Origin of the sequence: Allopusillimonas ginsengisoli (genome assembly GCF_004153455.1) — a bacterium.
Lineage (GTDB): Bacteria > Pseudomonadota > Gammaproteobacteria > Burkholderiales > Burkholderiaceae_B > Allopusillimonas > Allopusillimonas ginsengisoli.
Genome location: NZ_SDQE01000012.1, coordinates 38,505 through 65,387, shown reverse-complemented (window position 1 = coordinate 65,387; position 26,883 = coordinate 38,505). Strand labels below are relative to the sequence as shown.

Below are 26,883 nucleotides of genomic sequence, written 5' to 3'. Positions count from 1 at the left end.
CGGGCCCAAACAAGGAGCTCAATCCGTGGACACATTTGCCATAGAGGCTGTGGATTTGACGAAGCGCTACAACGCCGCTGTAGTGGCCTATGAAGGGCTGTCGATGCAAGTAAGCAAACGCGAGTTCTGCGTGTTCGTCGGCAAGTCAGGGTGCGGCAAGACCAGTCTTCTGCGTGCATTTGCCGGTCTTAACCCGCCCTCCAGCGGTGCCCTGAAGCTTGAGGGGTACTCGATCTACGGAACCAAGAACCAGGCTTTGCCGCGCATCGCGGGGCGTGTCGGATTTGTGTTCCAGGAACCCAATCTCCTGCCGTGGCGCACCGTCGCCGAAAACATTCGCCTTCCGCTGGAGGCGGAAGGCCAGGCCAAGTTGGCGGAGGGTCGCGTCGCGGAGCTCGCAGCGCAGGTTGGGCTCGAAAAATTCCTCGATGCCTTCCCCTCCGAGCTATCCGGCGGCATGCGCCAGCGTGTGTCCCTGGCTCGCGCGCTCATCTGCAAGCCTGGCCTGATCCTCATGGACGAACCCTTCGGTGCGCTGGATGCCATTACCCGCGAAAGCATGAATGAACTGCTGGAGCGCGTATGGCACGCCTCCAACGCGACTGTCGTACTGGTCACGCACTCGATTTCCGAAGCCGTATTGCTCGCGGACAGGGTGGTTGTCATGACGCCGCATCCCGGCCGCATCAAGGCAACCTATCGCATCGATGCGCCTCGACCCCGAGGCGCAGCGTGGCTGGCCAAACCCGAGGCAGTCGCCCTTTCGGCCCAAATAAAAATCGACCTTGGCGGATAAACCATGCAAGAAAACAAAAAAAGGGGTGTGGCCGTTCTGCGTGGCCTCCAGCACTTGAGTGTGTCGGCAGTTGTCATTGTGGTGTTTCTGCTTGCGTGGGAGTTTTTGGTCAGGGCGCTTCAGATCAGCCCTCTCGTACTGCCATCTCCGTCGACCATCTTTCGCGCCGCCTTTCATCTGGTGCAGCAGCCATGGTTCGGAAGACATCTGACCATCACCGTTTCCGAAGTACTCATCGGCTTTTCCATCTCGATTACGTTTGGGGTCTTGTTTGGCGCACTGATCTCCAAATTTCGATTGGCCGAGATCGTGCTGAGCCCGTTCCTCATCGGATCGCAAGTGACACCGAAAGTGGCGCTTATGCCGCTGTTCATTCTCTGGTTCGGCTTTGGCATCCAGTCCAAGGTTTTCATGGTTGCACTGCTCTCGTTCTTTCCCATTCTGAAAAACACCATTCTCGGCTTTCGCTCGATTCCTGAGCGCCAGTACGATCTGTTCCGCATCATTGGCGCAAATCGCATCAAGGTGATCAGGTCGCTGGAGGTGCCAGCCATTCTTCCCTTTGTGCTTACAGGTATCGAGACGGCCAGCGTGCTGGCTGTTACCGGGGCCATTGTGGGGGAATATCTGGGCGGCAACGAAGGGCTCGGAGCACTTATCGTCATGACACTCAATGCACTGAAAGTCGATCAGATGTTCGCGACTGTTCTGATATTGATGGTCTTTGGCATTGTTTTCTACACCAGCGTTTCATCCCTGCGCCGTTTGCTTATACGCGCGCCATCCACCACAGCTTTGGAGAACTGAGCAATGATCGAGTTGGAGACGAAAAACCATCCTGCTGCATGGACCCATGCAGCCGCCGACGACCCGAGCACTTGGACAGTGACTTTCACCGCCGATGAATGCAAGCAGATCGTTGCCGCGGCAAAGTCGCTGGCGGCGGAAAGCCGGCCAACCCATGAAATAGAGCAGCATTTTTTCGCGCAACAGACGGGCACGCTGCATCAGACCCTGCATCGTGCGGCCGAAGACGTCTTGACTGGCCGGGGATTCGTGCTGTTCCGCGGTTTTCCGCTGGATTCGCTGACGCAGTCCGAAGCGGCCTATGGATATGCTGCCGTGGGACGCTATTTTGGCCAAGTGGTTGCACAGAACCCCAAGGGCGACGTCATTGGCAAAGTCATGAATTATGCCAAAGACTGGAAGGCCGATGCCAGCGTGAGAGGCTATCAAACCGGCATGCACATGGATTTCCATAGCGACTCGTGTGACTGTGTTGCCCTGCTGTGTATGCATCCCGCCAAGTCCGGAGGACTCTCGGCCATCGTGAGTTCGGTGGCCATCTACAACCATATGAAAACACACACACCCGACCTGCTCCAGGTGCTGTGTGAGCCGTTTCATTATGACCGCCGGGGCGAGGAGGTCGAAGGCGTTCTTCCCTATTATGTGACTGCGCTCTTTCACGAGCATAACGGCGAGGTATTCAATCGCTATTGCAGGGAATACATCGAATCCGCACAGCGCTTTTCCGAGGTGCCGCGATTGAGCGATCGCCAAGTGGCTGCGATGAACGAATTCGATCGCCTTTGCCACAGCGACGAGTTCATTGTTCACATGGACTTCCAGCGCGGTGATATTCAGCTTCTCAACAACCATGTCGTGCTGCATTCGCGTACAGCATTCGAAGATCACGAAGAGCTGGAAAAACGCCGATTGCTGTGGCGCCTCTATGTAAACAATCGCAGCCAAGCACAACGACCGGCGTGCTTTGAATCTCGCTTCTCGGACCCAGAAAAATGGGCCCTTGGCGCATTCACCGAATAGTCGCGCAACTTTTACGGGTAACAACATGAACAGAAGATCATTTTGCCTTGCTTCGGTGGCTGCACTCTCCGGCATTGGGAGCTCGCTCCTGTTTCCGTCCATCACATTCGCGAGCCCGACATCGCTCAGTTGGGTGTCGCCCGCAAGAATTAATCTTGTGCACTCGTACGTGCTCGTTGGCGTGGCAAAGGGTTGGTTCAAAGACGAAGGGCTGAATGTCGACATTCGCGTTGGGACAGGAACCGCCCAAAGCGTCATTCAAGTGGCCTCGTCCAATTCGTTTTTTGGTCAAGCTTCCTCTTCAACCTCGTGCCCGGCAATCGCCGATCAAGGGGCGGATCTGCTGACCATAGGGCAGGTCACCTATAAAGGTTTTTTCGAGCTGGCGTCATTAAAGAACAAACCCATCAATCAGGCAGCCCAACTCCAGGGCAAGACGATTGGTGTCATGTCGCTCGGCGGCGCCACCGACGTCCTGCTGGACGCGATGAGTCTTGCCGTCGGGCTGAATCCCGCCAACGTGACGAAGGTCGTTACCGGTTCGTCGTCTTCGGGGGCCGCCTTTCTCCAGCGGGGAGACGTAGACGCCTTCTTCGTTTTTCCAGACAGCAAGTTCGCCTTGCAGAAGATGAATATCGATCTGCTTTACGCCCCGCTGCACGACTACGTTCCACTGCCTGGCGATGCGATTCTGATCTCCAAGAAGAACGCAGCGGACGCCAGGAATCGTGATGCGATCGTCAAGTTTTTGAAAGTGTGCCGCAAAGGCCTCGATTACATGCAAGACGAACGGAATTTCGATGAGTTGATCTCGATTGTTGCGCAGTTCAACCCTGTCGAAGGGGCTGATGTCGAAAAGGGCCGCAGCGTTCTGTCCATGCTGAAAACCTACTGTGAGCCGACGGGCAATGTTCAACGCATCGTATGCGACGAGCAGGCCTGGAAGGAAGGGGTGCAACTCATGGAGAAGATCGGAATCATCAAGACGCATGGCGTGCCGCTTGATCGTTATGTCGACAATTCGTTCGCTAAGCTTGCGCTGGCCTAATTCATCATCATAAAAGCAGTGGGGGAGTAGCAATGATTACCTTTACGAGCCGCCTCTTTCTGGCGTTTGCGCTATGTGTGACCAGCGCATGGGCGCACGATTTTCCAAGCAAACCCATACGCATCGTGGTGCCGTACAGCCCAGGTGGCGGCACGGATATCGTGGCGCGCCTGATGGGGGACCGCTTATCCACTTCGCTGAAGCAGCCTGTCATCGTCGAGAACAGGGCGGGGGCCTCGGCCAATATAGGTACTGAGTTTGTTGCGCGCGCCCCGGCCGACGGATACACAGTACTGGTAACAGCGCCCAACTTCACAACGAGCGAAGCCTTGTTCGACAAACTGGGCTGGAAATTCGATGATTTCACGCCCGTGATCCAGCTGACGCGCTACAGCAACGTCCTGGTGGCCGCACCCGGTTCACCAGTTTCCACGATGCAAGAGGTCATTGACCAGGGCAAGGCAAATCCGGACTCGCTAAACTTCGGATCGGCCGGCACGGGTGCTAATGCACATCTCGTGATGGAGCTTCTCAGTTTGCGAACAGGCGCTGTCATGCAGCATATCCCCTACAAGGGATCCGGTCCGCTCAAAACGGACTTATTGGGCGGGCATGTTCAACTGGGTGCGGATGGGCTTGCCGGCCTGTCAGATGCAATAGAAGCAGGCAAGCTCAAAGCATTGGCAGTGCTGTCGCCCCAGCGTTCACCCTTGGCACCCGAAATCCCCAGCCTGGGCGATATAGGCATTCACGACGTTGACGCAAATGGTTGGTCTGGAGCGCTTGTTCCAGCCGGGACCCCGCCAGAAGTGGTCGCGATCTTGCAGAAGGCTTTTGCCCAAGCGCTGCAAGATCCCGAGACGATCACCCGGCTTCGTGCGCTGGGCTTCGAGCCCGCAGGCGGCTCCTCAGAGGCTTTCTTAGCCTACTTGAGTGGCGAAAGAACGAAGTGGGCGGAGATCATCAAGGCAAAACACATCAAGCCTGAATGATTTGCGGGGTGTGGCCGTTTCTTTGCGGCTCACTAGCGTTCGAGAGACACCGCGTTAGCCCGCATCGATTTCGCATACCTAGCCACACTGCGCTTCGAACGCCCGCCCCAGATTCGAAGGCTACCAAGCATAAATGCCTTGCAGGACTCTCACCTGCAAGACACTGAGCAGCTTGCGAACCGCTCAGAATGGAATATCGTCGTCCATATCCGCCAGATTGGCGGGCGCAGACTGCGACTGCGCGGCGGGGCGCTGCTGCTGGGGTGCGGGACGCTGGCTGCGCTGAGGAGGGGCCTGGTTGTAGTCACCGCCGCCCGCGCCGCCTTCTCCGCTCTCGCGACCACCAAGCATTTGCATCTGATCGGCGACGATGTCGGTACTGTAGCGGTCGGCGCCGGTTTCCTTATCCTGCCACTTGCGCGTTTTGAGACGGCCTTCGACATAGACGGAACGGCCTTTGCGCAGATATTCGCCGGCGATTTCGGCCAGACGGTTGTAAAACACGACGCGATGCCATTCGGTTTCTTCGCGGCGCTCGCCGGTCGCCTTGTCTTTCCATTGAGACGTGGTCGCGATGGAAACATTGCAGATGGCCGCGCCATCCGGGCTGTAGCGGACTTCTGGGTCGCGGCCGAGATTGCCGACGAGAATGACTTTGTTGACTGAGGCCATGACGATACCTTTAAAACTGAATAGTACTTAATGAGCCATTATCGACGATTTTAGGGTGTTACGCATACGGATACCGTGCAAATGCGGACGGCTTGAATCGCCCTGCCGTTTCAGCAGCAACACAGCCCTCGCCTGAACGCCAGGGATGAGAAAAACGCCCTGGTCCGTAAACGGCGCCAGCACAAGGCCCCCTGGCCCGGGGGCCCCGCACATCAGGACTGCGACCTGAATCCTCGCGCAGTCAGAAACCAGGCAAAAGCCAGTCCCGCCGACAGCAGGAACACCGAGGAGATACTTCCTTTTGACGCGAGCAAGCCGCCCATCGCGCCCCCCATGAATACGCCCAGCGATTGCGCCGTATTGTAAAAGCCGAGCGCCAGGCCTTTGTATTCCGGGGGTGCCACGCGCGACACCAGTGAAGGCTGCAAGGCTTCCAGAATGTTGAAGGCAATGAAAAAGCCGATCAGCATGGCCACCAGGGCAAAGAAATTGTGGCTGGCCAGCGGCATCAGCGCCAGCACCACCACCAGGCCGGCCACCGCGATCTCCAGCGCGACCTTGTGTGCGTGCCGTGTCTCGGTATAAAACACGGCGGGCACCATGAGCACGAAGGACATCAGGATGACGGGCAGATAAACCTCCCACAGATTGGCCGAATCGTAACCGCCCAGGCGCGCCAGCATGCCGGGCGCCACGATAAACAGCGCCATCAGAATGAAATGCAGACAGAACACGCCAAAATTCAAGCGCAGCAGGTCAACGTGGCGCAATACATCGCGCGCCCGGGCCTGGACAATGGGGCTTTTGGTCTGGGGCACAGAGGGCACCACAAACGCCGCGATCAGCAGGCAGACAAAGCCCAGCAGGCTGATGGCCCAAAAAAGCCCCGACAGGCCGAATTCGCCCACCAGCATAGGTGAAAGCACCAGCGAAACCGCAAACGAGATGCCGATGGATCCGCCCACCATCGCCATCGCGCGCGTCCGTACTTCCGGACGGGTGGCGTCAGCCACCCAGGCGGTGATGGCGGCCGAGACAGCCCCCAGGCCCTGGATAACGCGCCCTGCCAGTATCCAGTCCACATCGCGTGCCAGGGCACAGATGACACCACCGATGATGAACAGCACCATTCCGAACACAATGACCGGGCGGCGGCCAAAACGGTCGGACGCCATGCCCAGCGGAATCTGCATGACGGCTTGCGTCAGGCCGTAGGCGCCCAGGGCCAGCCCGACGCGCGCCGCATTATCGCCGCCTGGAATCGTTTGCGCCACCACGGCAAAAACCGGCGTGAGCAGAAATAGGCCCAACATGCGGGCGGCGAACAGCAAGGCCAGCATGACGCTGGCGCGGCGCTCGACAGGGGTCAGTTTGAGCTTGGTCCTGGAGGGGCTGGCTGAAGGAGAGGTGTGGGTGCTCATAGGGTTGGATCAATTAAACCATATCGCTGCCGCGTACTGCGGCCGTGCTAAAGGCCAGCGCAGGGAAACGGCTGGCGCGTTATAGTAACAAGTTGCCCTTTCGAACCCCTAACCAGCGAGCTTATGGAAGCGATACGCATCCGCGGCGCCCGAACGCACAATCTGAAAAACATCTCCGTCGACCTGCCACGCCACAAACTGGTGGTGGTGACAGGCCTGTCGGGCTCGGGGAAATCGTCGCTCGCATTCGACACGCTCTATGCGGAAGGCCAGCGGCGCTATGTAGAAAGTCTGTCCGCCTACGCTCGCCAATTCCTGCAGTTGATGGACAAACCCGACGTCGACCTGATCGAGGGCTTGTCTCCGGCCATCTCCATTGAACAGAAGTCAGCGGGGCATAACCCCCGCTCCACTGTCGGCACCATTACCGAGGTTCATGATTACCTGCGCCTGCTGTATGCGCGGGTGGGCACCCCCTATTGCCCGGATCACAACCTGCCCCTGCAGGCGCAAAGCGTCAGCCAGATGGTCGACAAGGTGCTGAGCCTGCCGCCAGATACCCGGCTGGCCATTCTTGCGCCCATCGCACGGGCGCGCAAGGGCAGCTTCGAAGATGAGTTCGCCAGCCTTCAGGCGCAGGGCTTTGTGCGCCTGCGCATCGACGGCAACATGCAGGCCATCGATGCGCTTGACCCGCTCAAGAAAACAGAAAAACACGATGTCGACGTGGTGGTGGATCGCCTTCGCGTGCGGCCCGAGATCCAGCAGCGACTGGCCGAAAGCTTCGAAACCGCACTCAAGCTGGCCGAAGGCCGCGCACTGGCGCTGAACATGGATACCGGCGAAGAATTGCCATTTTCCAGCCGCTATGCCTGTCCGGTGTGTCACTACAGCCTGTCCGAGCTCGAGCCTCGCCTATTCAGCTTCAACAACCCCGTAGGCGCCTGCCCCACGTGTGACGGGCTGGGCTCTGTCGAGGTGTTCGACCCCAAGCGTGTCGTCGCCTTCCCGGAGTTGAGCCTGGCCAGCGGTGCGATCAGCGGATGGGACAAGCGCAATGCCTTCACCCATACGCTGCTCACCAGTCTGGCCGCGCACTATCATTTTGATCTGAACACGCCGTTCGAAGAATTGCCGCAGGAAATACGCGACAAAGTGCTGTATGGGTCCGGAGACGAAGAAGTCTCTTTCCTCTATCTGAACGAAAAGGGCCGCACGACCGTCAAAAAGCATGCGTTCGAAGGCATCCTGCCCAATCTCGAACGGCGCTGGCGCGAAACAGATTCCAATGCCGTGCGCGAAGAGCTGGGCAAATACCGGCAGGTCAAAGTCTGCCCAGACTGCCAGGGGTCGCGGCTGCGCACCGAAGCCCGTCACGTGCTGCTGGGAGGCGGCCCTGAAGGCAGCACGCCCCGGGGCAGGGCCATCTATGAGGTAGAAGCCCTGTCATTGTCCGCATGTCTGGCATGGTTTCAGGCGTTGGAACTGGGCGGCGCGAAAAAAGACGTTGCCGAGCGCATCGTGCGCGAGATCGAAGCCCGGATGCAGTTCCTGAACAATGTCGGCTTGAACTATTTGTCGCTTGACCGCAGCGCCGACACGATATCAGGGGGCGAGGCCCAGCGCATCCGCCTGGCTAGCCAGATCGGCTCAGGCCTGACAGGTGTCATGTATGTATTGGATGAACCCTCCATCGGCCTGCACCAGCGCGACAACGATCGCCTCATCCGAACGCTGCAGGATCTGCGCGACCTGGGCAACAGCGTCATCGTGGTCGAGCACGACGAAGACATGATCCGCGCTGCGGATTTTGTTCTGGACATGGGCCCTGGCGCTGGCGAGCACGGCGGGCACATCGTGGCTCAGGGCACCCCCGCGGATCTTGAGCAAAACCCCAGGTCCTTGACCGGCCAGTACCTGAGTGGCGCTCGCCGCATCGACATCGGCCCGCGTCGCGCTGTCTCGCCGGACCAAGACTGGCTGCGCCTGAAGGGCGCGCGCGGGAACAACCTGAAGCACGTCGAACTGGCCATCCCCGCGGGCCGCCTTGTGTGCATTACGGGCGTGTCCGGTTCGGGAAAATCCACGCTGATCAACGACACGCTGGCCACAGCCGTTGCGCAAAAACTGCATCGCGCACAAACCGAACCTGCGCCGTACGATGCGCTCGAAGGGCTGGAGCATTTCGACAAAATCATCAATGTGGACCAAAGCCCCATAGGCCGCACGCCTCGCAGCAATCCTGCCACGTATACCGGCATGTTCACGCCCATCCGCGAATTGTTCGCAGGCGTGCCGGAATCCCGCACGCGCGGCTACGATCCCGGGCGATTCTCTTTTAACGTCAAGGGAGGCCGATGCGAAGCCTGCCAGGGCGACGGCGTGGTCAAGGTTGAAATGCATTTTCTGCCCGACATGTATGTGCCCTGCGATGTCTGCGGCGGCAAGCGCTACAACAGAGAAACGCTGGAGATCCGCTATCGCGGCCGCAACATCAGCCAGGTACTGGACCTTACCGTGGAACAGGCGCTGGAATATTTTGACGCCGTACCTTCCGTGGCACGCAAGCTGACAACGCTGATGGATGTCGGCCTGTCTTACCTGCGGCTTGGGCAGAGCGCCACCACGCTATCCGGCGGCGAGGCACAGCGCGTCAAGCTGTCTCTGGAGCTGTCCAAGCGCAGCACGGGCCGCACGCTGTACATCCTGGATGAACCCACCACGGGCCTGCACTTCCAGGATATCGCGCTGCTGCTGGACGTGCTGCGCAAGCTGGTGGAAGGCGGCAATACGGTGGTGATCATCGAACACAATCTCGATGTCATTAAGGCGGCGGACTGGGTGATCGACATGGGGCCAGAAGGCGGCGACAAGGGCGGCTATCTCATCGCGCAGGGCACTCCGGAAGCCATTGCCGCGACCCCGCAAAGCTACACGGGACGCTATCTGAAACCCTTGCTGGAACGCTGACCACGCAGCAGCGGCGCCATGGAAACCGGTGAATCGGCCATAGGCGCCTCCAGGCGCTCACAGCGCGGCATCGCCTCCCATCCGGAATAGCTGCGTATGCTCGCGAATGGCATAGCGGTCTGTCATTCCGGCGATGTAGTCGGCGATCGCACGCGCCTGCGCTACTTCGTCGTCGCGCCGGTATTCATCGGACAACAGGCGTGGCTCCTGCAGAAAGGCCACGAATAGTTCGCGCACAATGGCGCGGGCCTTGGTTGTCATGCGCATCACGCGATAATGCCGATACAGGTTGTGCATCAGGAACTGCTTGAGCGCATCGGCCTGGCGACGCATGGACATCGAAAACGCCGCCAGCGGCGGCGCGGCGCGCACATCGTCTGCATGCGCCGGGCCATGTTTGCGGATGTTGGCCAGCGTGGTTTCGGTAAGATCCACGACCAGCGTGTTGATCATCGCTCGCACCACCTCAGCCACCAGACGCCGTTTTTCTATATTGGGATACTTGCGTTTGACCTGCGCGTAATGCGTTGCGAAGATTTCCAACACCTGCAATTGCTCGACCGAAATCAGCCCCGAACGCACCCCATCATCGATATCATGATTGTTATAGGCGATTTCGTCGGCCAGATTGGCGATCTGCGCCTCCAGCGACGGCTGGGTTCGGGCCAGAAAACGCTCGCCCACGTCGCCCAGCGTGCGGGCATGATGGACCGAGCAATGCTTGAGAATGCCCTCGCGCGTTTCAAAACACAGGTTCAGGCCATTGAACGCCGCATAGCGTGCCTCGAGCTCGTCCACAACACGCAGGCTCTGCAGGTTATGCTCGAAGCCGCCTGCTGCGGGGGCCAGCTCGCGCATGCAGGCATTGAGTTCGTCCTGCCCGGCGTGCCCAAAGGGCGTGTGGCCAAGGTCGTGCGCCAGCGAGATCGCTTCGGTGAGGTCTTCGTGCAGCCCCAGATTGCGCGACAGCGAACGTGCGATCTGCGCAACCTCTATGCTGTGCGTCAACCGGGTGCGAAAGAGATCCCCCTCGTGGTTGACGAAGACCTGGGTTTTGTATTCGAGCAACCGAAAGGCATTGCAGTGGATGATGCGATCGCGATCGCGCTGAAACGCATTGCGACCGGTGGGCGGCGGCTCTACATGACGGCGGCCGCGGGAGGCTTCCGGATGGCAGGCATAAGGCGCGAGCACAATCATGCCGCGGCCTTACGCCGGGGCCGCCGCGGCGGCCTTGTCGAGCACCTGGCGCAGGGCGGGTTGCGGCGCAGACTGCACGCAGGCCTTGCCCAGTTCTGACAGCAGCACAAAACGCAACTGACCGCCTTCTGTTTTTTTATCGACCTGCATGAGATCCAGCCATCGCTGCAGGCCGAGATCTGGCGGCTGCACCGGGCATCCGATCGCTTCGACCAGCGCACGCACGCGTTGAGCCTCGGCCTGTGGCAGCCCAAGCACCAGCACGGACAGCTCGGCCGCCTGTACCATGCCGCAGCCCACGGCCTCGCCATGCAGCCACTGCCCGTAACCCAGGCCGGACTCAATGGCATGGCCAAAGGTGTGGCCCAGGTTGAGAATGGCGCGCAAACCCGATTCGCGCTCGTCCTGGGACACCACCAGCGCCTTGAGCTCGCAAGACCGGCGGATGGCATACGCGATGGCCTCGGGTTCCAATGCGCGCAAGGCTGAAATGTTGTTTTCGCACCAAACGAGAAAGTCGCGGTCGATGATCAAGCCATATTTGACGACCTCTGCCAGGCCTGCGGAAATTTCGCGTGCGGGGAGGGTGCCCAGGACATCGGTGTCGATGTCGACCGCAATGGGCTGATAAAACGCCCCAATCATGTTCTTGCCCAGGGGATGATTGATGGCCGTTTTTCCGCCCACCGATGAGTCCACCTGCGCCAGCAAGGTGGTGGGAACCTGCAGAAAGCGCACCCCGCGCATGTAGCTGGACGCCGCAAAACCACACATATCGCCGATGACACCGCCGCCAAGCGCAACCAGCACCGCCTTGCGGTCCAGCCGATTGCTCAGCAATCCATCGAAAATCAGATTGAGCGTTTGCCAGTCTTTATGTGCCTCGCCATCCGGCAACTCGATACGAAGCACCGGTTTGCCCGTGCGTGCCAGCGCGGCTTGCGCCCGATCGCCATACAGTGCGGCCACCGTGGTATTGGTAACGATGGCAATCGCGGTGGCGTCGTCGGGTATGCTTTGCGCCAGCGCATCCAGCCTGCCCGGCGCAATATGGATGGGATAGGCACCGCCCGGCGTTTCGACCTGGACTGTATTCATGAATTAACCTCGTGTTGTTCCAGCAGGGGCAGCAGGCCGCGCGCCAGATTGGCGACGGGGGCTGAGCCCGTGTCTATGGTCAGGTGGGCGACGCTCTCGTACAGGGGCTCGCGCTGCGCCAGCAGGTCGCGCAAGCGCTCCTGGGGGTTGGCGGTCTGAAGCAGCGGCCGGCCTCGATCACGGGAAACGCGCCGATAGAGTTCATCCGCCGTGGCGCGCAAGTACAGCACCAGACCGCGCTCGGCCAGATAACGCCGGTTTTCGGGCGCCAGCACAGCGCCACCCCCGGTGGCAAGCACAATATTGCGTCGCCTAGTACACTCCTCCAACAGGGAGGCTTCTCGCTTGCGGAACCCTTCTTCGCCTTCGATGTCGAAGATCAGCGACACCCTGACTCCGCAGCGCGCTTCCAGCTCGTGATCCAGGTCGACAAATTCCCGGCCGAGCAAACGGGCCAGATGGCGGCCTATGGTCGTTTTGCCAGCCCCCATCATCCCCACCAGAAACACGGGGCGATCACCAGCACGCCGCCGGTCCGGCCCATTTTCAGGGCCCTGCGGCACGGACCCGACAGGTAAAGAATGATTCATTTGTGTATTATCCCACTTGCAGCACGCCCGACTCGACCATCCAGCATTACTCCGTTACATAAACCTGAAGCGCAAATCATAGTCTGATCGCGGTTAGACTTAAAATCGCACCTGATGAGTTCCTCTACCAATTCCCCAAAAAGCAGCGTCGGCACATCGCATTCATGGATGGGCCGCCTCCTGCTAAAAGCCGGCATCTTCGCCGCCGGACTCGGTCTGTGCGGTGCATTGCTGTTGTCGCTGGCGCTGGCACTGGCCTGGCCCAACCTGCCCGATCTGAGCGCGATGATCGATTATCGGCCACGCGTCCCGCTGCGCATCTACACTGCCGACAAAGTGCTGATCGGCGAATTCGGCGAAGAACGGCGCAATGTGCTGCGCTTCAACGAAATTCCAGACGTCATGAAATCGGCCATTCTATCAGCCGAGGATGATCGCTTTTATCGGCACGGCGGCATAGACTGGGCAGGCGTGGCACGGGCGGTGGTCGCCAATCTTACGCATATGTCCAAAACGCAGGGGGCGAGCACCATTACCATGCAGGTGGCCCGAAACTTCTACCTGTCGTCCGAAAAAACCTACACCCGCAAGTTCTACGAACTGCTGCTCACGTTCAAGATCGAGGCCACCCTCACCAAGGACCAGATTCTCGATCTTTACATGAACCAGATCTACCTGGGCCATCGCGCCTATGGCTTTGCGGCAGCATCACGCACGTATTTCGGCAAGCCGCTGGGCGAAATCACGCCCGCCGAAGCCGCCATGCTGGCAGGCATCCCCAAGGCGCCCTCGCGCTTCAACCCCATCGCCAACTTCGACCGCGCCAAGTCGCGCCAGATGTACGTGCTGGGCCGCATGAAGAACCTCGGCTACCTGACTGAAGACGAATACGAAAAGGCCAAGAACCAGGAAATCGTCATCAAGTCGGCGCCCGGCACGCCCGCGGGCGGCTACGCCATCCATGGCGACTATGTTGCGGAACTGGCCCGGCAGCTGCTGTACTCCGTCTACCAGGACAACATCTACTCCCGTGGCTTCAATGTCTACACAACAGTGAATTCCGAGCACCAGGAAGCCGCCTATGATGCAGTGCGCGAAGGCATTCTGGATTACACCCGCCGCGCCGTCTATCCTGGCCCCGAAGAAACCATAGACCTGCCTGCCGGCATCGAGAATCAGCCCGAAAAACTGGACGCCCTGCTCGATGGCCTGCAAGAAAAATACCCTGATGACGACGACCTGCTGACCGGCGTCGTCCTCGACGCCAGCCCGACATTGATCAAGGTCGCCCGCACATCAAACGAGATCATCGAGGTGACCGACAAGAACGCGCTCAAGATCGTCGCGCGGGGCCTGGGCAAGAATGCCAAGGATCAGTACCGCATTGCGCGCGGCGCGGTCGTGTATGTGCACAAGAACGGCGACCACTGGGAAGTCATCAACATGCCCACCGTTCAGGCAGCCTTTGTCTCCGTTCGCCCGCAAGACGGCGCCATACAGTCGCTGGTCGGCGGCTTCGATTTCGAAGAAGGCAAATTCAACCGCGTCACGCAGGCCTGGCGTCAACCAGGCTCCGCCTTCAAGCCCTTCATCTACGCATCGGCACTTGAACGCGGCCTGACACCTACCACCCAGATCTCGGACGAGCCATTCCGGCTTACCGCTGCCCAAACCGGCTCAAAGGCCTGGACACCCAAGAACTACGGCAACAAGTACGAGCCGATGCTCACCCTGCGGCAAGGGTTGTATAAATCCAAAAACATGGTGTCCATACGTATCATGCAGTCGGTTGGGCCCAAGTATGTACAAGACTACATCACCCGATTCGGCTTCGACCGCGCACGCCAACCAGCCGTGCTGCCGCTGGCGCTGGGCGCCGGCAGCGTCACGCCCCTTCAGTTGGCCGGCGCTTACTCGGTCTTTGCCAACGGTGGCTATCGGGTGCCGCCGTATCTGATCGACCACGTAACCGACAGCAGCGGCAAAGTCATCATGCAGGCCAAGCCTACGATTGCGGGCGACGCCACGGCGCGGGTCGTGGACCCTCGTACTGTCTACGTCATGGACGACATGCTGCGCGGGGTAGCCACCTACGGCACGGCCGCCCGTGTACATCGCGCGCTCAACCGCAACGATGTCGGTGGCAAGACAGGCACCACCAACGACTCTCACGATGCCTGGTTTGCCGGCTTCACGCCCAAACTGGTCGGCATCGCCTGGATGGGGTTCGACAAGCCTCGTTCTCTTGGCCAGGGAGAAACCGGCGGTGGCGCATCGCTGCCCATCTGGCTGAACTACATGCAATTCGCCCTGAAAGGCCAGCCCGAAACGCCCCCTGGCCCCATGCCGGACGGCCTGTCGCGCATCGATGGCGATTTCTACTTCTCCGAATTTCCGCCAGGACAGGCCGTAGCGCGCGTTGGCCTGCCAGCACCATCGGATGTTCCGGTCGATGGCAGCGGTTCGGACGGCATCGGGGCGCTGCTCAACCAGTTGGGCAGTCGCGGCGACATCCCCGAGCCTCCGTCGGTGCCGTTCTAGGCGGATTCGTGCAAGCCCTCACGCAGCATCGCGGTACGCACCGCGTGCTGACGGAGGGCTTTTACGTGCCCGTCGTCGGTATGCAGCGAGATGAATCGCAGTGCATAATCATCCTTTCGTCCCGGAGTTTCACCATGTCGACTAAATCCACATTCTTGCGGACACGCTCTGCGCGGCGCATCGCCGCGGCGGCATTGCTGGCCGCCATGGCAGGCTGTGGCTATAAAGGGCCGCTGTATCTGCCTCCGCCCCCGCCGCCAGACCAAACGCTTACTGAACCGCCTACCACGGCACCGCCCGTCCAGGGCAATGCCGCACAGCCTATCCCCGTCGAGCCTCAAAAATGACCGTTGCCCCACAATTTCAGCATAAGAACGGCGTTTTGCATGCCGAGAACATTCCTCTGCCTGAACTGGCGCATCAGTACGGCACACCGCTGTACGTATACTCGCGCCAGGCATTGCGTGATGCCTGGGCCGCTTACCAAGAGGCCGCTCAGGCGCGCGATGTCCTGGTGTGCTATGGCATGAAAGCCAACTCCAATCTTGCCGTGATCAACGAGTTCAAGACGCTGGGTTCGGGCTTTGATATCGTGTCGGGCGGTGAGCTCGCGCGCGTTCTGGCCATTGGCGGCGACCCAGGCAAGATCGTCTTCTCCGGCGTGGGCAAGCAGGCGTGGGAAATGAGGGCCGCGCTCGAAGCTGGCGTCAAATGCTTCAATGTCGAATCCGAGGGCGAGCTGGAACGCCTGGATGCTGTCGCACGCGAACTGGGCAAGATGGCCCCCTTGTCGCTGCGCGTCAATCCCGATGTCGATGCCCATACCCACCCTTATATTTCCACTGGTCTCAAGGAAAACAAGTTCGGTATCGCCATCGAAAATGCGCTGGACGTCTACCGCCGTGCCGCCACGCTCGGCAACATACAGATCGTTGGCGTGGATTGCCATATTGGCTCTCAGATCACCGAAGCCGCGCCCTACCTGGATGCGCTGGACAAACTCATCGACCTGATTCAATCGCTGGCCGCCGAAGGCATACACCTGCAACACCTGGATCTGGGGGGCGGTATCGGCATCCGCTATACAGACGAAACCCTGCTCTCGCCGCGCGTCCTGCTGGACCAGGTATTCAAGAAGCTGGACAGCCACGGCCTGGGCGACCTGCAAATCATTCTCGAGCCGGGGCGGTCCTTGGTCGGCAACGCCGGGATACTGCTGACGGCCGTCGAATACCTCAAGCACAGCCCCGCCAAGAACTTTGCCATCGTCGACGCAGCCATGAACGACCTCATTCGTCCCACGCTCTACGACGCCTGGCACGACGTAGAAGCAGTACAAACCCGGCAAAACACGGATGAGGCGCTTACCTACGATATCGTAGGCCCGGTATGCGAAAGCGGCGACTGGCTGGCGCGAGATCGCCCGCTATCGCTGCAGCAGGGCGACCTGCTCGCCATCATGTCCGCGGGCGCTTATGCCTTTACCATGGCAAGCCATTACAATTCCCGCCCATGCCCGGCCGAGATCATGGTCGACGGCTATCAAGCCCATGTTATCCGTCCCCGCGAAACGATCGAAAGCCTGTTTCAGGACGAAAGCGTGCTGCCCTGATTCCGTGCATTGCGCTGCGAAGGCGGCTTCGGCACGCCCCTTAATGCAAACAGGCCCCGCATGCGGGGCCTGTTGACGTTCGGACGAGGCCGCCCAACTCGGCCGCCTAGAGCTCGCCGTAGGAATGCAGGCCCGACAGGAACATGTTCACGCCCAGAAAGGCAAAGCTGGTGACCAGCAGGCCCGCCAGCGCCCAATAGGCGGCCATCGTGCCGCGCAGGCCCTTCATGAGCCGCATATGCAGCCAGGCGGCATAGTTGAGCCAGACGATCAGGGCCCAGGTTTCTTTTGGATCCCACTGCCAATAGGTGCCCCAGGCATCAGCCGCCCACAGGGCCCCCAGGATAGTTGCCACCGTAAAGAAGGCAAATCCCACCGCAATCGCCCGATACATGATGTCGTCCAGAATTTCCAGCGACGGCAGGCGAGCCGAGATCGGGCCGCGGAAGGCCAGGATAAGGCCCACAATAATGGCGCCCAGCCCAAAATAAAGCATCCATGTGGCGGACAGCTCGCGCGAACCAAAGACCATGGGTTCAGCGCACAGCACGGCACCCAACAGGAACAGTGGCAACAGCTTTTTGAGGGAACGCGTCTGGCCGTGCTCCTTCACCAGATACGCAAAACCGACCATGGCGGCCAGAGAGAAGGTGCCATAGCCGATAAAGTTGGCCGGCACATGCAGTTTCATCCACCAGCTTTTCAGCGCCGGTACCAGTGGCTGAATCTGAAAGGCATCCCGTGTGAAGGAATACCACAACAAAAAGACCACAGCCGAGCTGATCACCATCAACACAAAGCCCCCCAGGGCCCGCGTTGCATAGCGCCGCTCGTAGTACAGGTAAAACAGCGCCGTGATCAGCGAAAACAGCACAAAGACTTCGTACAGGTTGCTGACGGGAATGTGACCGATGTCAGGGCCCATCAAATGGCCTTCGCGCCAGCGCACCAGCATCCCCGTGACGCCTGCATACACGGCCGCCCATGTCAGGACCGTGCCCAACCAGGCTGCTGTCTTGCTGAAAATGCCAATCCAGTAGCAGATCATGGCCAGCACGAACAACGAGCACATCCAGAGAATGGCCGATTGCGACGAAAACAGGTATTTCAGAAAAAACACGCTCTCGGCGCGGGAAAGATCGCCTTGCTGGAGACCTCCGCCGCCACTGTAGAGCCAGATCGCGAAGAGGGCGGTCAGGCCACTGGCGACCATCAGCGTGCGCAATGGCCGCCAAAGCCAGGCCATCCAGCTACAGAGCGCCACCCCGCCACACAGGATGAGTTTTTCGTAGTAGTCCATGCTTGCGCCGAGATTGACCAGGGCATAGGCGGCGCCAGCGGAAAGCAACAGGAAAAAGCCGATATCCGACCAATCCGGCCTTCCACGCTTGCCGCGTGCGTCTCCGCTGGCGGTCATGGACTCCTGCCACATCGGTGCGGAACTGTGCAGCGTGGTTTCGGACATAGAAAACCTCGTTAGGTAGCGAGACGCGTAAACGCCTCTTTAAAGCGGTCAAACTCGTGATTGAAATCCAGTGTACGCCGTTGCGACGTCATGGCCGCAAACAACGCTGAACCGCCTTCCTGTTTTTTTATCCACACCCAGATACGGCGATCGCGGATGTAGAACATCGAAAATACACCAATGACCAGGAGCAGGCAGCCTAGATAGACGGTATTCTTGCCGGGGCTGCGAGCCACCTGGAACACACTGGCCTCCACCTGATCAAAGCTTTTGAGCGTCATGAGGACAGGCGCTGGATAATCGGGCACGTTGGCCAACGCCAGCAGTGCGGTTTGTATCCATTTTTCTGCTTCGACCCCGTCTTCGCCCACGTGTTGGACAGCGGGAATGCCGTTGCGTTCTCGTACGATATCGCGCAATTCTGCCAAAGACAACTGAATCATGGGGACGGCAAAGCCCAGGACCTTTTCCCTGTCCTGCTCTGGCACGCGCTCGATAATGCCATTGAAACCCGATTTGCGGAAAGTTTCCAGGGCGCCCAGTGAGGCTTTCTCCAGCAAGGGCTGCTGGATATCGCTGGTCGCGTTCCTTTCTGCAAAACGCTGCGCCGCCAGATTCACCAGCGCCGGGTCTGCCAGCCCGGCACGCAGCAACATGAACTCTTGCACCGAGTTGTTGGCATCCGCCGGTATCCGCAGATAACGGAAAGGCTGGGCCTCTGATTCACGCACGCCCGCGAGAAACACCATGCCGCCATCCAGCTGCATGGGCAGCATATAGCTCGTGTACTCGTGCGACTGACCATCGGCACCCGTAATTCGGTACTGGATGCTTGGGCCAACGTTGCGCAGGTTTTCGTTCTTGACGCCGGCGGCGCTGCCGGTTACAGAAGCGACATGCTCGAACATGGCCTTGGGTTGCGGCTCGAGATCCGACCCCATGTTTTCAACGTTGATGACGCGCAGGCCAGTGAACTCGACGCGCAGCGGCTGCCGGGTTTCTTCGCTGCCCTGGGTGATCTCGGCGCCTTCGCCTATAGTGCCCTCGACGTCAAAAGCCTTGCTGCGCGGCCCCACCAGCGGGTAACCGGTAAGGTGGACGGCACTGCCACCATCATCGAAACTGGATTGATAGACCGTTACACCCTTATAGCGCAGCGGCTCATTGACTTCGATTGTCTGGTTGAAGGATTCGCCCGAAACCGGATCGGTCACTTCGACCTCGCTCTTGAAGCTGCTGGGCATGCCGGTGGAATAATAATCCACCAGAAACCTGTTCAGCTTCAGGGAGAAAGGCAGGGGCTGCACCAGCACGCCTTCGCCAATGGCCACAATGCCCGAGCTGCTTTGCGAACCTTCTGGAACCAGCATGTTTGCACGAAAACTGGGATTGGCGCCAGACAACCGGCCCGACTCAGGCACTTCCGAAATCAGCATGTTCTGCGTGATGGGCTGCTTGCCGCCCAGCCAGACCTGGAGCCTGACCGGTAGTTCGCTATCCAGCAGCCCGCCGATACAGATGATTACGATGGCGGCATGGGCAAAAATGTAACCCAACCGGTTGGCGCTGCCCTTCTTGGCGGCGATCATGACACCGGCCTCTTCCTCGCGCACCTTGTATCGATAGCCATGACGCTTCAGCCAGGCCTGGGCGCGCTCTTGCATCGCGTCTGACGATGCGGCGCTGGAGAGCTCCACCCGGTGATGAAAGGACCGCAAGCTGCTGGCCCGCACATATTCCCTGAAAGACTGTGCATCGCGCACCATCTTGGGCGCGTTGCGCACCAGGCAGATGCTGGTGGACACCACCAGAAATGCCATGATCAGCAGAAACCACCAGCTGTTGTAGATCTGCCAGATCGAAAACTTGTCGAAGACCGAAAACCAGAACGGGCCGAATTGATCGATATAGTTGTTGGCCGGCTGGTTTTGCTGCAGAACCGTGCCGATCACGCTCGCAACGCAGATGAACATCAGCAGACTAACGGCAAACCGCATGGAGCCCAATAGCTCCATTAGGTCAGCGGTGTGTCTGCGCGCAGAAGAAGATTGACTCACGGAGGATGGCTTCATAAAAAAGGGAGTGCTGCCTGTGACAGCCTTCCCCTAGCTTGCTAGCGTATAGCGCTGCGGGCGACGCACCGGCAGCAGCAGCGTGATCAACGCAAGCCGGCGGCGTAATCGGCCACGGCGGCGATATCGGCATCCGTCATGCGATCGGCGATATCGTGCATGATCGTGTTGTTGTGACGATCGCCGCTACGGAACAACTTGAGCTGCGTCGCAAGATAGGCGGGATGCTGCCCGGACAGGCGCGGAAAATTGCCCGGCACGCCCGCCCCATTGGGCGAGTGACAGCCCGCACAGGCTGGCACGCCGCGATCGGGCAGGCCGCCACGCCATATATGCTGGCCGCGCTCCATGGTTGCTTCGTTGGTGGCGGTTGCTGCCGCATCGGGATCAAGCGGCTGCTGCGCAAGGTAATAGGCAATGTTCTGCCTGTCTTCTTCGGTGAGCGCCGATGCAAAAGGCGTCATGACCGATGCCGCACCGTCTGCGCCGCCGCGCGCCGGCGCGGATTTTTCGTCTTTGGGCGCAAAATCGATCAATTGCTTGACCAGGTATTCGTGAGGCATCGCCGACAGATTTGGATTGAGCGGAATGGTACTGTTGCCGGCTGCCCCGTGGCAGCTCGCACAGGCCAGCACGCCGCGGGCCGCATCCCCGTTGGTGTACAGCTGCTCGCCTTTGACTGCGTCGGGCTTGGCGGCACCTTGATCGGCGGCATAGGCCAGCGAAACGATGGAAGAACCCAGCATTAACCCGCTGGCCATGACGATACTGGAAAGCATGTGCTTCATGAATACCTCGACGATCGGTGTTCGATCCGGGTGCCAGAGACACCACGATGACGACGCCACTTCCGCTCAAAAGGGGATCTCAAGGAAAATGACGCTACTGTTTCAAACCTGCGATTATACAATAGCGGTTGACTCTAACCGAGCAGGTACCCTTCCGTGTCCATTTTGCATCGCGCCTCGTTTACCATTTCGGCCGCCCGCCTTGATCAGCTCCCTCCCCCCACCACGGCGGAGGTCTGTTTCGTTGGGCGTTCCAACGCGGGCAAATCATCGGCCATCAACGTGCTGACCAACCAGCGCAGGCTGGCCTATTCCAGCAAAACACCCGGCCGCACCCGGCTTATCAACCTATTCGGCATTCCGGATCCGGTCGAACCCGGCGCCCATCTGGGCTTTCTGGTCGACCTTCCCGGATATGGCTATGCATCGGTTGCCCGTGAGGCCCGCGAAGAATGGGCCGACGTGCTGGGCGGCTACCTGCGCGACCGTTCCTCCCTGGCCGGCATCGTCATGCTCATCGATATTCGCCGTGGCGTCACCGACATGGATCGCCGCCTGGCCGACTGGGTGGCACCGTCCCGCCGGCCGGTGCTCGCCCTGCTCACCAAGGCCGACAAACTGCCCTACGGCCAACGCATCAAGGCCGTGGCTGCGGTACGCAAAGAGCTGGCGGACATCGGCACGCTCAATGCCCTGCCTTTCTCCGCCACGCACCGCATCGGCCTCGAAGAGGCGGCACGCCACATCGAAAACTGGATTTCTCCAAAGGTTGTTCCATGACTGCTTTTATTCCCTCCACCGATTTTCCTGCCACGCGTCTGCGCCGCAACCGCCGCGACGACTTCTCCCGCCGCCTGGTGCGCGAGCATGTGCTGACCACCAACGATCTGATCTACCCGGTTTTTGTGCGCGAAGGCGAAGGCATTCTTGAGCCCGTGCCCTCCATGCCGGGCGTCGTGCGTTATTCGCCCGATACCCTGCTCAAGGCGGCCGAAGAATGTGTAACGCTGGGAATACCGGTCATTGCGCTCTTTCCTGTCATCGACGCCTCCCTCAAAACCCCCGACGGCGTCGAGGCCGCCAACCCCGATGGCCTGATACCCCGGGTGGTCGCCTCGCTCAAGCAGCACTTCCCCGACCTTGGCGTGCTCACTGACGTTGCCCTGGATCCTTACACCAGCCACGGCCAGGACGGCATCATCGACGACAATGGCTATGTGCTGAACGAACCCACCGTTCAGATTCTGACGCGCCAGGCCCTCGTGCAGGCACAGGCCGGCGTAGACATCGTCGCGCCCAGCGACATGATGGATGGCAGAATCGGCGCCATTCGCAAGGCCCTGGAAGCCGAACAGCATATCTATACCCGCATCATGGCCTACTCTGCCAAGTATGCCAGCGCCTTTTACGGCCCCTTCCGCGACGCGGTCGGCTCTGCCGCCAATCTGGGCAAGTCCAACAAATCCACCTACCAGATGGATCCGGCCAACCGGCTCGAAGCCCTGCGGGAAGTCGAGGCGGACATCCGCGAGGGAGCGGACATGGTCATGGTCAAGCCCGGCATGCCCTATCTGGACGTGTTGCGCGAGGTCAAGAATGCTTTTGGCATGCCCACTTATGCCTATCAGGTCAGTGGCGAATACGCCATGATCCAGGCCGCCGCCGCAAACGGCTGGCTGGATCACGACAAGGTCATGATGGAATCTTTGCTCGCCTTCAAACGCGCCGGCGGCGACGGCATTCTTACCTACTTTGCCGTGCAGGCCGCCAGGCTGCTCAAGGCGCAAGGCTAATCCACGCTCAGCGTCGCCTTCACGGCTTCGTTGTGCTCGCCAAACGCCGGAGGCAGCCGCCTCAGGGTGGCAGGTGTGCGCGACAGCTTGATCGGCGACGCAATGGCGCGAAAGTCGCCTTCTTCCAGCACCATGCCACGATGCCTGGTATGAGGATGCTGCAGCAATTGCTCCACGTTCAACACGGGGGCGGCCGGCACGCCTTTTTTCAACAACACCTGCGCCAGGTCTGTCGCCTGATGCCTGCTCAGCAACGGCGCCAGGGTTTGCCTGAGCGCGTCCCGATGCGCGATGCGATCCGCATTGCTCAAGAAGCGCGCATCGCTGCTCAGGTCGGGCTGGCCCAGCACTTCTGCTAACAGCGCAAACTGCCGGTTGTTGCCGACGGCAAGAAAAATCTCGCCCTCGCCGGTCGCAAACGACTCGTAAGGCGAAATATTGGGATGCGCATTGCCGGTGCGCTGCGGTATCTTGCCGCTCAGGAAATAGTTCGCCGCATGCGGATGCAGCAAGGAAATCGCGCAATCAAACAGCGTGATATCCAGGAATTGCCCGCGGTCGCTGCGATGCCGCTCGTTGATCGCCATGAGTATCGCCAGGGCGGCGTTCAGTCCGGTCACCATATCCACCACCGGCAGGCCCACGCGCGTCGGCTCGCCGTCTGCATCGCCATTGACACTCATCAGACCGCACATAGCCTGGGCGCAGGCGTCGTAGCCCGGCAAGCCGCCCAGGGGGCCATCGGCGCCAAAGCCAGTGATCCGGCAATGCACCAGGCGAGGAAATGCCTTCTGCAGCGACGCCGGGCTCAAGCCCCATTTTTCCAGCGTGCCAGGTTTGAAATTCTCAACCAGCACGTCGGCATCCTGCAACAGTGCCTTGAGAAATGCCTGGCCTTCCGGGGCAGACAAATCCAGCGACAGGCCGTACTTGTTGCGGTTCACGCCCAGAAAATACGAAGCGGTGCCCTCCTGAAAGGGAGGCCCCCAACCACGGGTCTCGTCGCCGGAAGGCGGTTCAATCTTGAACACGTCGGCGCCATGATCGGCCAGTATCTGCGTACAGTACGGGCCGCCCAGTACGCGCGACAAGTCCACCACTTTGCAGCCATGCAGCGCGCCTGTTGTTGCGAGAGGTTCATTCATCATGTGCTCCGTATGGCCTGGTGCTCACACCAGGCACGTTAGGCTCATCAGTCCAGTGAAAGCTTGGCGTTCTGGATAACCGTGGCCCATTTGTCCACCTCGCTATTGATGAACGTGGCCAGCCCCTCGGGAGATTTATCCTCGGCCTGAACAATGCCCTGGCTCTCCAGGGTAGCTTTGACGTTCGGATCAGACATCGCCTGACTGAACGCCGCGTTCAGCTTCTCGATCACAGGTGCAGGCGTGCCGGCGGGCGCAACAATGCCAAAGAACACGCTCACGTCGTACCCTGTCAGGCCTTGCTCGGCCAGGGTGGGCAAATCAGGCAGCGCGGCGGAGCGTTGTGCGCTGGCCAGTCCGATCGCACGCAAGGTCCCGTTGTTCACATGCGGCAGCGCCGTCATGATGTCGGTGAACGCCATGGAAACCTGCCCGCCCAGCAAATCGTTCAGCGCAGGCCCCGTGCCGCGATAAGGCACGTGCAGAATGTTGGTTCCAGCCATGTCGTTGAACAGCACGCCGGCCAGATGCGACGATGCGCCATTGCCCGATGAGGCAAACGACAGCGTATCAGGGTGCGCCTTGGCATAGGCAATCAATTCCTTCAGGTTCGACGCCGGCACCTTGGGATTGAGCACAAGAATGTTGGGCAGATGGCCTATGCGGGCAATCGGCGCGAAGCTCGTGCGCGGATCGTAGCCCAGTTTCTTGTACAAGCTCACATTGATCGCCAACGGGCCGGACGTCCCAAACAGAATGGTGTAGCCATCCGGCTTAGCATTGGCCACATACTCCGAACCAATATTGCCGCCCGCACCGGCTTTGTTCTCAACGATTACCGGCTGGCCCAGTGGCTTGGCGATGGCTTCCGCCAGCCGGCGCGCCATGCCATCCGTAGGCCCGCCAGGCGGGAAGGGCACAATCAGCTTCACGGGTTGGCTGGGATAGGCGTCGGCCGCATAGGCAGGCACAACGCCAAGCATGCCAACGGCGGACATCATCAAGGTCATCAAAAGTTTTTTCATGGTTGTCTCCACTATGTTCTGGAATGACGACTGCCAGCGATCAAGCCGCGGCCTCAAGCAGCGCGCCATAGTCAACGGAATGAGTCAGCGCTGCGCAAGGATCGCGTGGCGCCAGTTTGTGCAACAGTACGAGATCAGCCAGGTGGCTGCGTGATGCCAGGCCCGGCTGACGGGCCTCCTGGCGCATCGCCGCCAGGGATACAACGTGATAGAGTGCCGACGCGGCCTGACGCGCGAGCGGTGAATTTTCCGAGGCGGCGGCGCCCTGCGCCAGCGCAAAGGCCTTTTCGATGCTTTCCTGCTGCAAGACTGCCAGCGCATCCGGACACGGCACGCCATCTGCCAGCAGTTCCATCACCCTGGCACGCAGCGCCGTCAGGCAATCGTTCTTGCGTATCGCCCGCAATACATCGAGCGCCACAATGTTGCTGGTGCCTTCCCAGATCGATCCCAAGTGGGCATCGCGCATCAAGCGCGGCTCAACCCATTCCTCGATATAGCCGCAGCCGCCTCTGACCTCCATGGCGTCTCCGGTCACTTTTCTCGCATCACGGCAGGCGCGGAACTTGATCAGCGGCGTCAGGATGCGTGCCAGCGTTTTTGACTGCGCGTCACCCTGATCGGCCTGCGCCAAGGCGACCGCCGTCTGAAACATCACGGAACGCGCCTGTTCGGCGGCAACCACCATTTTCATCAACTGGCGCTGCATTAACGGCATATCCACCAGCCGCTGGCCAAACGCGCGCCGGTTGCGCGCCACAAACACGGCTTCGCTGACGGCGCGCCGCATCAGGCCAGCCGCCCTCATGCCATTGGACAGCCGCGAGTTGTTCACCATATCGGCCATTTGCTGAAAGCCGCGGCCCCGCTCGCCAACCAGCCAGGCATCGGCACCCTCAAGACGTATCTCGCCACTGGCCATGGAGCGGGTGCCCAGCTTGTCCTTGAGACGAAGAATCCGGTAATGGTTCAAAGCCCCATCCGGCAAGGTACGAGGCAGCAGAAACAGTGATACGCCGGCCAGCCCAGGCTTGTCTTCGCTGCGCGCCAGCACCATCGCAAAACCGGCGTCCGGATTGGAGCAGAACCATTTGTCTCCGTACAGCTTCCATTCCCCATTCGGCTGCGCCACCGCCTGCACCTCGGTCGCGCTCACATCCGATCCCGCTGCCTGCTCGGTCATGAACATGGCACCCTGGCGCAGCGCATCAAAATCCAGGGCCGTCACCTGCGGGAGCACCTTCTCAACCAATGCAGGATCACCGAATTTTCTCAAGGTGCGCGCCAGCGAATCCGTCATGCTGACGGGGCAGCACAGCCCGAACTCGGCCTGCACAAACAGATAAGTCAGCGCGTACTTTGCGATGGGCGGCATGGGTGCATTCCAGCCCAGCACACCCGGGCGATGCGACATCGCCGCCAGACCATATTTGCTGTATGCCATGCGCTCGAGTTCCACATAGGCGGGGTGCTTGTCCACACGAGACTCGTCCTCGCCGGTGCGATTGCGTACCGACAGCGCAGGTGGATGCTGGTCCGCCACACGCGCCAGCTCATCCAGCGTGCTGCCAGCCAGCCCGCCCAACTCGACAAAGTGCGGCAGCAGATGCGCATACAGATCAGAGGGCAGGTACGCCTGGAGCATGGCCCTTGCATACGGGTCCGACTCAAACAGATTGATGCCGAAGGCGTCTGGGATATTGGACGGGAGATGCTGACGGGTTGTGTTCATGGCGCTCACCTGACTTGATTTAAGTCATGTTAGGGCGCACCATACATTCAAACAAATACTGTTTTCGTCATCATCTATATACACAAAGTATAG

The 26,883-nt window shown here is 59.9% G+C and carries 22 protein-coding genes; 11 read left to right on the top strand and 11 right to left on the bottom strand.

Annotated features, from left to right (window positions below; genetic code table 11):
* Nucleotides 1-25 precede the first annotated feature (25 nt).
* The 5 genes from ERE07_RS17615 to ERE07_RS17595 are packed head-to-tail and all read left to right on the top strand — an operon-like array spanning nucleotide 26 to nucleotide 4,666.
* Nucleotides 26-796 (top strand): ABC transporter ATP-binding protein, encoded by a 771-nt coding sequence (locus ERE07_RS17615; protein ID WP_130010363.1) that lies wholly within the window; start codon nucleotides 26-28, stop codon nucleotides 794-796.
* A 3-nt stretch (nucleotides 797-799) separates the two neighbouring features.
* Nucleotides 800-1,603, top strand: a complete 804-nt coding sequence (locus ERE07_RS17610) for an ABC transporter permease (protein WP_130010362.1) — start codon at nucleotides 800-802, stop codon at nucleotides 1,601-1,603.
* A 3-nt stretch (nucleotides 1,604-1,606) separates the two neighbouring features.
* A complete protein-coding gene (locus tag ERE07_RS17605) occupies nucleotides 1,607-2,626 on the top strand; it encodes a TauD/TfdA family dioxygenase (protein ID WP_130010361.1) in 1,020 nt (339 codons plus the stop codon).
* A 25-nt stretch (nucleotides 2,627-2,651) separates the two neighbouring features.
* A complete protein-coding gene (locus tag ERE07_RS17600) occupies nucleotides 2,652-3,674 on the top strand; it encodes an ABC transporter substrate-binding protein (RefSeq protein ID WP_130010360.1) in 1,023 nt (340 codons plus the stop codon).
* Nucleotides 3,675-3,706: 32 nt separating this feature from the next.
* Nucleotides 3,707-4,666: a Bug family tripartite tricarboxylate transporter substrate binding protein gene (locus tag ERE07_RS17595; protein WP_130010359.1), complete on the top strand. Its 960-nt coding sequence runs from the start codon at nucleotides 3,707-3,709 to the stop codon at nucleotides 4,664-4,666.
* Between the two features lie 183 nt (nucleotides 4,667-4,849).
* Here ERE07_RS17595 and ssb read toward each other — a convergent pair whose 3' ends face one another.
* A complete protein-coding gene (gene ssb, locus ERE07_RS17590) occupies nucleotides 4,850-5,338 on the bottom strand; it encodes a single-stranded DNA-binding protein (protein ID WP_130010358.1) in 489 nt (162 codons plus the stop codon).
* Between the two features lie 212 nt (nucleotides 5,339-5,550).
* Nucleotides 5,551-6,759, bottom strand: a complete 1,209-nt coding sequence (locus ERE07_RS17585; protein ID WP_130010357.1) for an MFS transporter — start codon at nucleotides 6,757-6,759, stop codon at nucleotides 5,551-5,553.
* Nucleotides 6,760-6,882: 123 nt separating this feature from the next.
* Here ERE07_RS17585 and uvrA point away from each other — a divergent pair, with 123 nt between their 5' ends.
* Nucleotides 6,883-9,729 (top strand): excinuclease ABC subunit UvrA, encoded by a 2,847-nt coding sequence (gene uvrA / locus ERE07_RS17580; protein WP_130010356.1) that lies wholly within the window; start codon nucleotides 6,883-6,885, stop codon nucleotides 9,727-9,729.
* A 57-nt stretch (nucleotides 9,730-9,786) separates the two neighbouring features.
* On the opposite strand, the gene ERE07_RS17575 is transcribed toward uvrA, so the two are convergent.
* The 3 genes from ERE07_RS17575 to ERE07_RS17565 are packed head-to-tail and all read right to left on the bottom strand — an operon-like array spanning nucleotide 9,787 to nucleotide 12,617.
* Nucleotides 9,787-10,929 (bottom strand): deoxyguanosinetriphosphate triphosphohydrolase, encoded by a 1,143-nt coding sequence (locus ERE07_RS17575; protein ID WP_130010355.1) that lies wholly within the window; start codon nucleotides 10,927-10,929, stop codon nucleotides 9,787-9,789.
* A 9-nt stretch (nucleotides 10,930-10,938) separates the two neighbouring features.
* Complete coding sequence (aroB, locus tag ERE07_RS17570; protein ID WP_130010354.1) at nucleotides 10,939-12,027, bottom strand: 3-dehydroquinate synthase; 1,089 nt, start codon at nucleotides 12,025-12,027, stop codon at nucleotides 10,939-10,941.
* The gene (locus tag ERE07_RS17565; protein WP_130010353.1) at nucleotides 12,024-12,617 is read right to left on the bottom strand and encodes a shikimate kinase; all 594 of its coding nucleotides are present in this window, start codon (nucleotides 12,615-12,617) and stop codon (nucleotides 12,024-12,026) included. The genes aroB and ERE07_RS17565 overlap by 4 nt, the downstream gene beginning before the upstream one ends.
* Nucleotides 12,618-12,731: 114 nt before the next feature.
* Here ERE07_RS17565 and ERE07_RS17560 point away from each other — a divergent pair, with 114 nt between their 5' ends.
* The 3 genes from ERE07_RS17560 to lysA all read left to right on the top strand — a co-directional run bounded on the left by ERE07_RS17560 (nucleotide 12,732) and on the right by lysA (nucleotide 16,770).
* A complete protein-coding gene (locus tag ERE07_RS17560) occupies nucleotides 12,732-15,158 on the top strand; it encodes a penicillin-binding protein 1A (protein WP_130010352.1) in 2,427 nt (808 codons plus the stop codon).
* Nucleotides 15,159-15,292: 134 nt separating this feature from the next.
* Nucleotides 15,293-15,505, top strand: a complete 213-nt coding sequence (gene lptM, locus ERE07_RS17555) for an LPS translocon maturation chaperone LptM (protein WP_130010351.1) — start codon at nucleotides 15,293-15,295, stop codon at nucleotides 15,503-15,505.
* Nucleotides 15,502-16,770, top strand: a complete 1,269-nt coding sequence (gene lysA / locus ERE07_RS17550; protein ID WP_130010350.1) for a diaminopimelate decarboxylase — start codon at nucleotides 15,502-15,504, stop codon at nucleotides 16,768-16,770. The genes lptM and lysA overlap by 4 nt, the downstream gene beginning before the upstream one ends.
* 106 nt (nucleotides 16,771-16,876) lie before the next feature.
* Here the strand turns inward: lysA and ccsB are convergent, their stop codons facing one another.
* From ccsB to ERE07_RS17535, 3 genes are all read right to left on the bottom strand, one after another.
* A complete protein-coding gene (gene ccsB, locus ERE07_RS17545) occupies nucleotides 16,877-18,235 on the bottom strand; it encodes a c-type cytochrome biogenesis protein CcsB (RefSeq protein WP_167670973.1) in 1,359 nt (452 codons plus the stop codon).
* 11 nt (nucleotides 18,236-18,246) lie between these two features.
* A complete protein-coding gene (locus ERE07_RS17540) occupies nucleotides 18,247-20,307 on the bottom strand; it encodes a cytochrome c biogenesis protein ResB (RefSeq protein ID WP_130010349.1) in 2,061 nt (686 codons plus the stop codon).
* Nucleotides 20,308-20,393: 86 nt separating this feature from the next.
* Nucleotides 20,394-21,095, bottom strand: a complete 702-nt coding sequence (locus tag ERE07_RS17535; RefSeq protein WP_130010348.1) for a c-type cytochrome — start codon at nucleotides 21,093-21,095, stop codon at nucleotides 20,394-20,396.
* A gap of 156 nt (nucleotides 21,096-21,251) precedes the next feature.
* Between ERE07_RS17535 and yihA the strand changes: the two genes are divergently transcribed.
* Complete coding sequence (yihA, locus tag ERE07_RS17530) at nucleotides 21,252-21,875, top strand: ribosome biogenesis GTP-binding protein YihA/YsxC (protein WP_130010347.1); 624 nt, start codon at nucleotides 21,252-21,254, stop codon at nucleotides 21,873-21,875.
* The gene (gene hemB / locus ERE07_RS17525) at nucleotides 21,872-22,888 is read left to right on the top strand and encodes a porphobilinogen synthase (RefSeq protein ID WP_130010346.1); all 1,017 of its coding nucleotides are present in this window, start codon (nucleotides 21,872-21,874) and stop codon (nucleotides 22,886-22,888) included. Before yihA ends, hemB begins: the two co-directional genes overlap by 4 nt.
* Here hemB and ERE07_RS17520 read toward each other — a convergent pair.
* From ERE07_RS17520 to ERE07_RS17510, 3 genes are read right to left on the bottom strand one after another with little or no spacing between them, the layout of a single operon-like run.
* Nucleotides 22,885-24,033: a CaiB/BaiF CoA transferase family protein gene (locus ERE07_RS17520; RefSeq protein ID WP_130010442.1), complete on the bottom strand. Its 1,149-nt coding sequence runs from the start codon at nucleotides 24,031-24,033 to the stop codon at nucleotides 22,885-22,887. The genes hemB and ERE07_RS17520 overlap by 4 nt on opposite strands.
* A gap of 47 nt (nucleotides 24,034-24,080) precedes the next feature.
* Nucleotides 24,081-25,058: a Bug family tripartite tricarboxylate transporter substrate binding protein gene (locus ERE07_RS17515; RefSeq protein ID WP_130010345.1), complete on the bottom strand. Its 978-nt coding sequence runs from the start codon at nucleotides 25,056-25,058 to the stop codon at nucleotides 24,081-24,083.
* A 40-nt stretch (nucleotides 25,059-25,098) separates the two neighbouring features.
* A complete protein-coding gene (locus ERE07_RS17510) occupies nucleotides 25,099-26,790 on the bottom strand; it encodes an acyl-CoA dehydrogenase family protein (protein WP_130010344.1) in 1,692 nt (563 codons plus the stop codon).
* Nucleotides 26,791-26,883 lie beyond the last annotated feature (93 nt).

What these genes read in the sequence shown, in the direction of transcription:
- ERE07_RS17610 (WP_130010362.1), top strand. Translation starts at nt 800, where the DNA reads ATGCAAGAAAACAAAAAAAGGGGTGTGGCCGTTCTGCGTGGCCTCCAG.
- ERE07_RS17605 (WP_130010361.1), top strand. Translation starts at nt 1,607, where the DNA reads ATGATCGAGTTGGAGACGAAAAACCATCCTGCTGCATGGACCCATGCA.
- ERE07_RS17600 (WP_130010360.1), top strand. Translation starts at nt 2,652, where the DNA reads ATGAACAGAAGATCATTTTGCCTTGCTTCGGTGGCTGCACTCTCCGGC.
- ERE07_RS17595 (WP_130010359.1), top strand. Translation starts at nt 3,707, where the DNA reads ATGATTACCTTTACGAGCCGCCTCTTTCTGGCGTTTGCGCTATGTGTG.
- ssb (WP_130010358.1), bottom strand. Translation starts at nt 5,338, where the DNA reads ATGGCCTCAGTCAACAAAGTCATTCTCGTCGGCAATCTCGGCCGCGAC.
- ERE07_RS17585 (WP_130010357.1), bottom strand. Translation starts at nt 6,759, where the DNA reads ATGAGCACCCACACCTCTCCTTCAGCCAGCCCCTCCAGGACCAAGCTC.
- uvrA (WP_130010356.1), top strand. Translation starts at nt 6,883, where the DNA reads ATGGAAGCGATACGCATCCGCGGCGCCCGAACGCACAATCTGAAAAAC.
- ERE07_RS17575 (WP_130010355.1), bottom strand. Translation starts at nt 10,929, where the DNA reads ATGATTGTGCTCGCGCCTTATGCCTGCCATCCGGAAGCCTCCCGCGGC.
- aroB (WP_130010354.1), bottom strand. Translation starts at nt 12,027, where the DNA reads ATGAATACAGTCCAGGTCGAAACGCCGGGCGGTGCCTATCCCATCCAT.
- ERE07_RS17565 (WP_130010353.1), bottom strand. Translation starts at nt 12,617, where the DNA reads ATGAATCATTCTTTACCTGTCGGGTCCGTGCCGCAGGGCCCTGAAAAT.
- ERE07_RS17560 (WP_130010352.1), top strand. Translation starts at nt 12,732, where the DNA reads ATGAGTTCCTCTACCAATTCCCCAAAAAGCAGCGTCGGCACATCGCAT.
- lptM (WP_130010351.1), top strand. Translation starts at nt 15,293, where the DNA reads ATGTCGACTAAATCCACATTCTTGCGGACACGCTCTGCGCGGCGCATC.
- lysA (WP_130010350.1), top strand. Translation starts at nt 15,502, where the DNA reads ATGACCGTTGCCCCACAATTTCAGCATAAGAACGGCGTTTTGCATGCC.
- ccsB (WP_167670973.1), bottom strand. Translation starts at nt 18,235, where the DNA reads ATGTCCGAAACCACGCTGCACAGTTCCGCACCGATGTGGCAGGAGTCC.
- ERE07_RS17540 (WP_130010349.1), bottom strand. Translation starts at nt 20,307, where the DNA reads ATGAAGCCATCCTCCGTGAGTCAATCTTCTTCTGCGCGCAGACACACC.
- ERE07_RS17535 (WP_130010348.1), bottom strand. Translation starts at nt 21,095, where the DNA reads ATGAAGCACATGCTTTCCAGTATCGTCATGGCCAGCGGGTTAATGCTG.
- hemB (WP_130010346.1), top strand. Translation starts at nt 21,872, where the DNA reads ATGACTGCTTTTATTCCCTCCACCGATTTTCCTGCCACGCGTCTGCGC.
- ERE07_RS17520 (WP_130010442.1), bottom strand. Translation starts at nt 24,033, where the DNA reads ATGAATGAACCTCTCGCAACAACAGGCGCGCTGCATGGCTGCAAAGTG.
- ERE07_RS17515 (WP_130010345.1), bottom strand. Translation starts at nt 25,058, where the DNA reads ATGAAAAAACTTTTGATGACCTTGATGATGTCCGCCGTTGGCATGCTT.
- ERE07_RS17510 (WP_130010344.1), bottom strand. Translation starts at nt 26,790, where the DNA reads ATGAACACAACCCGTCAGCATCTCCCGTCCAATATCCCAGACGCCTTC.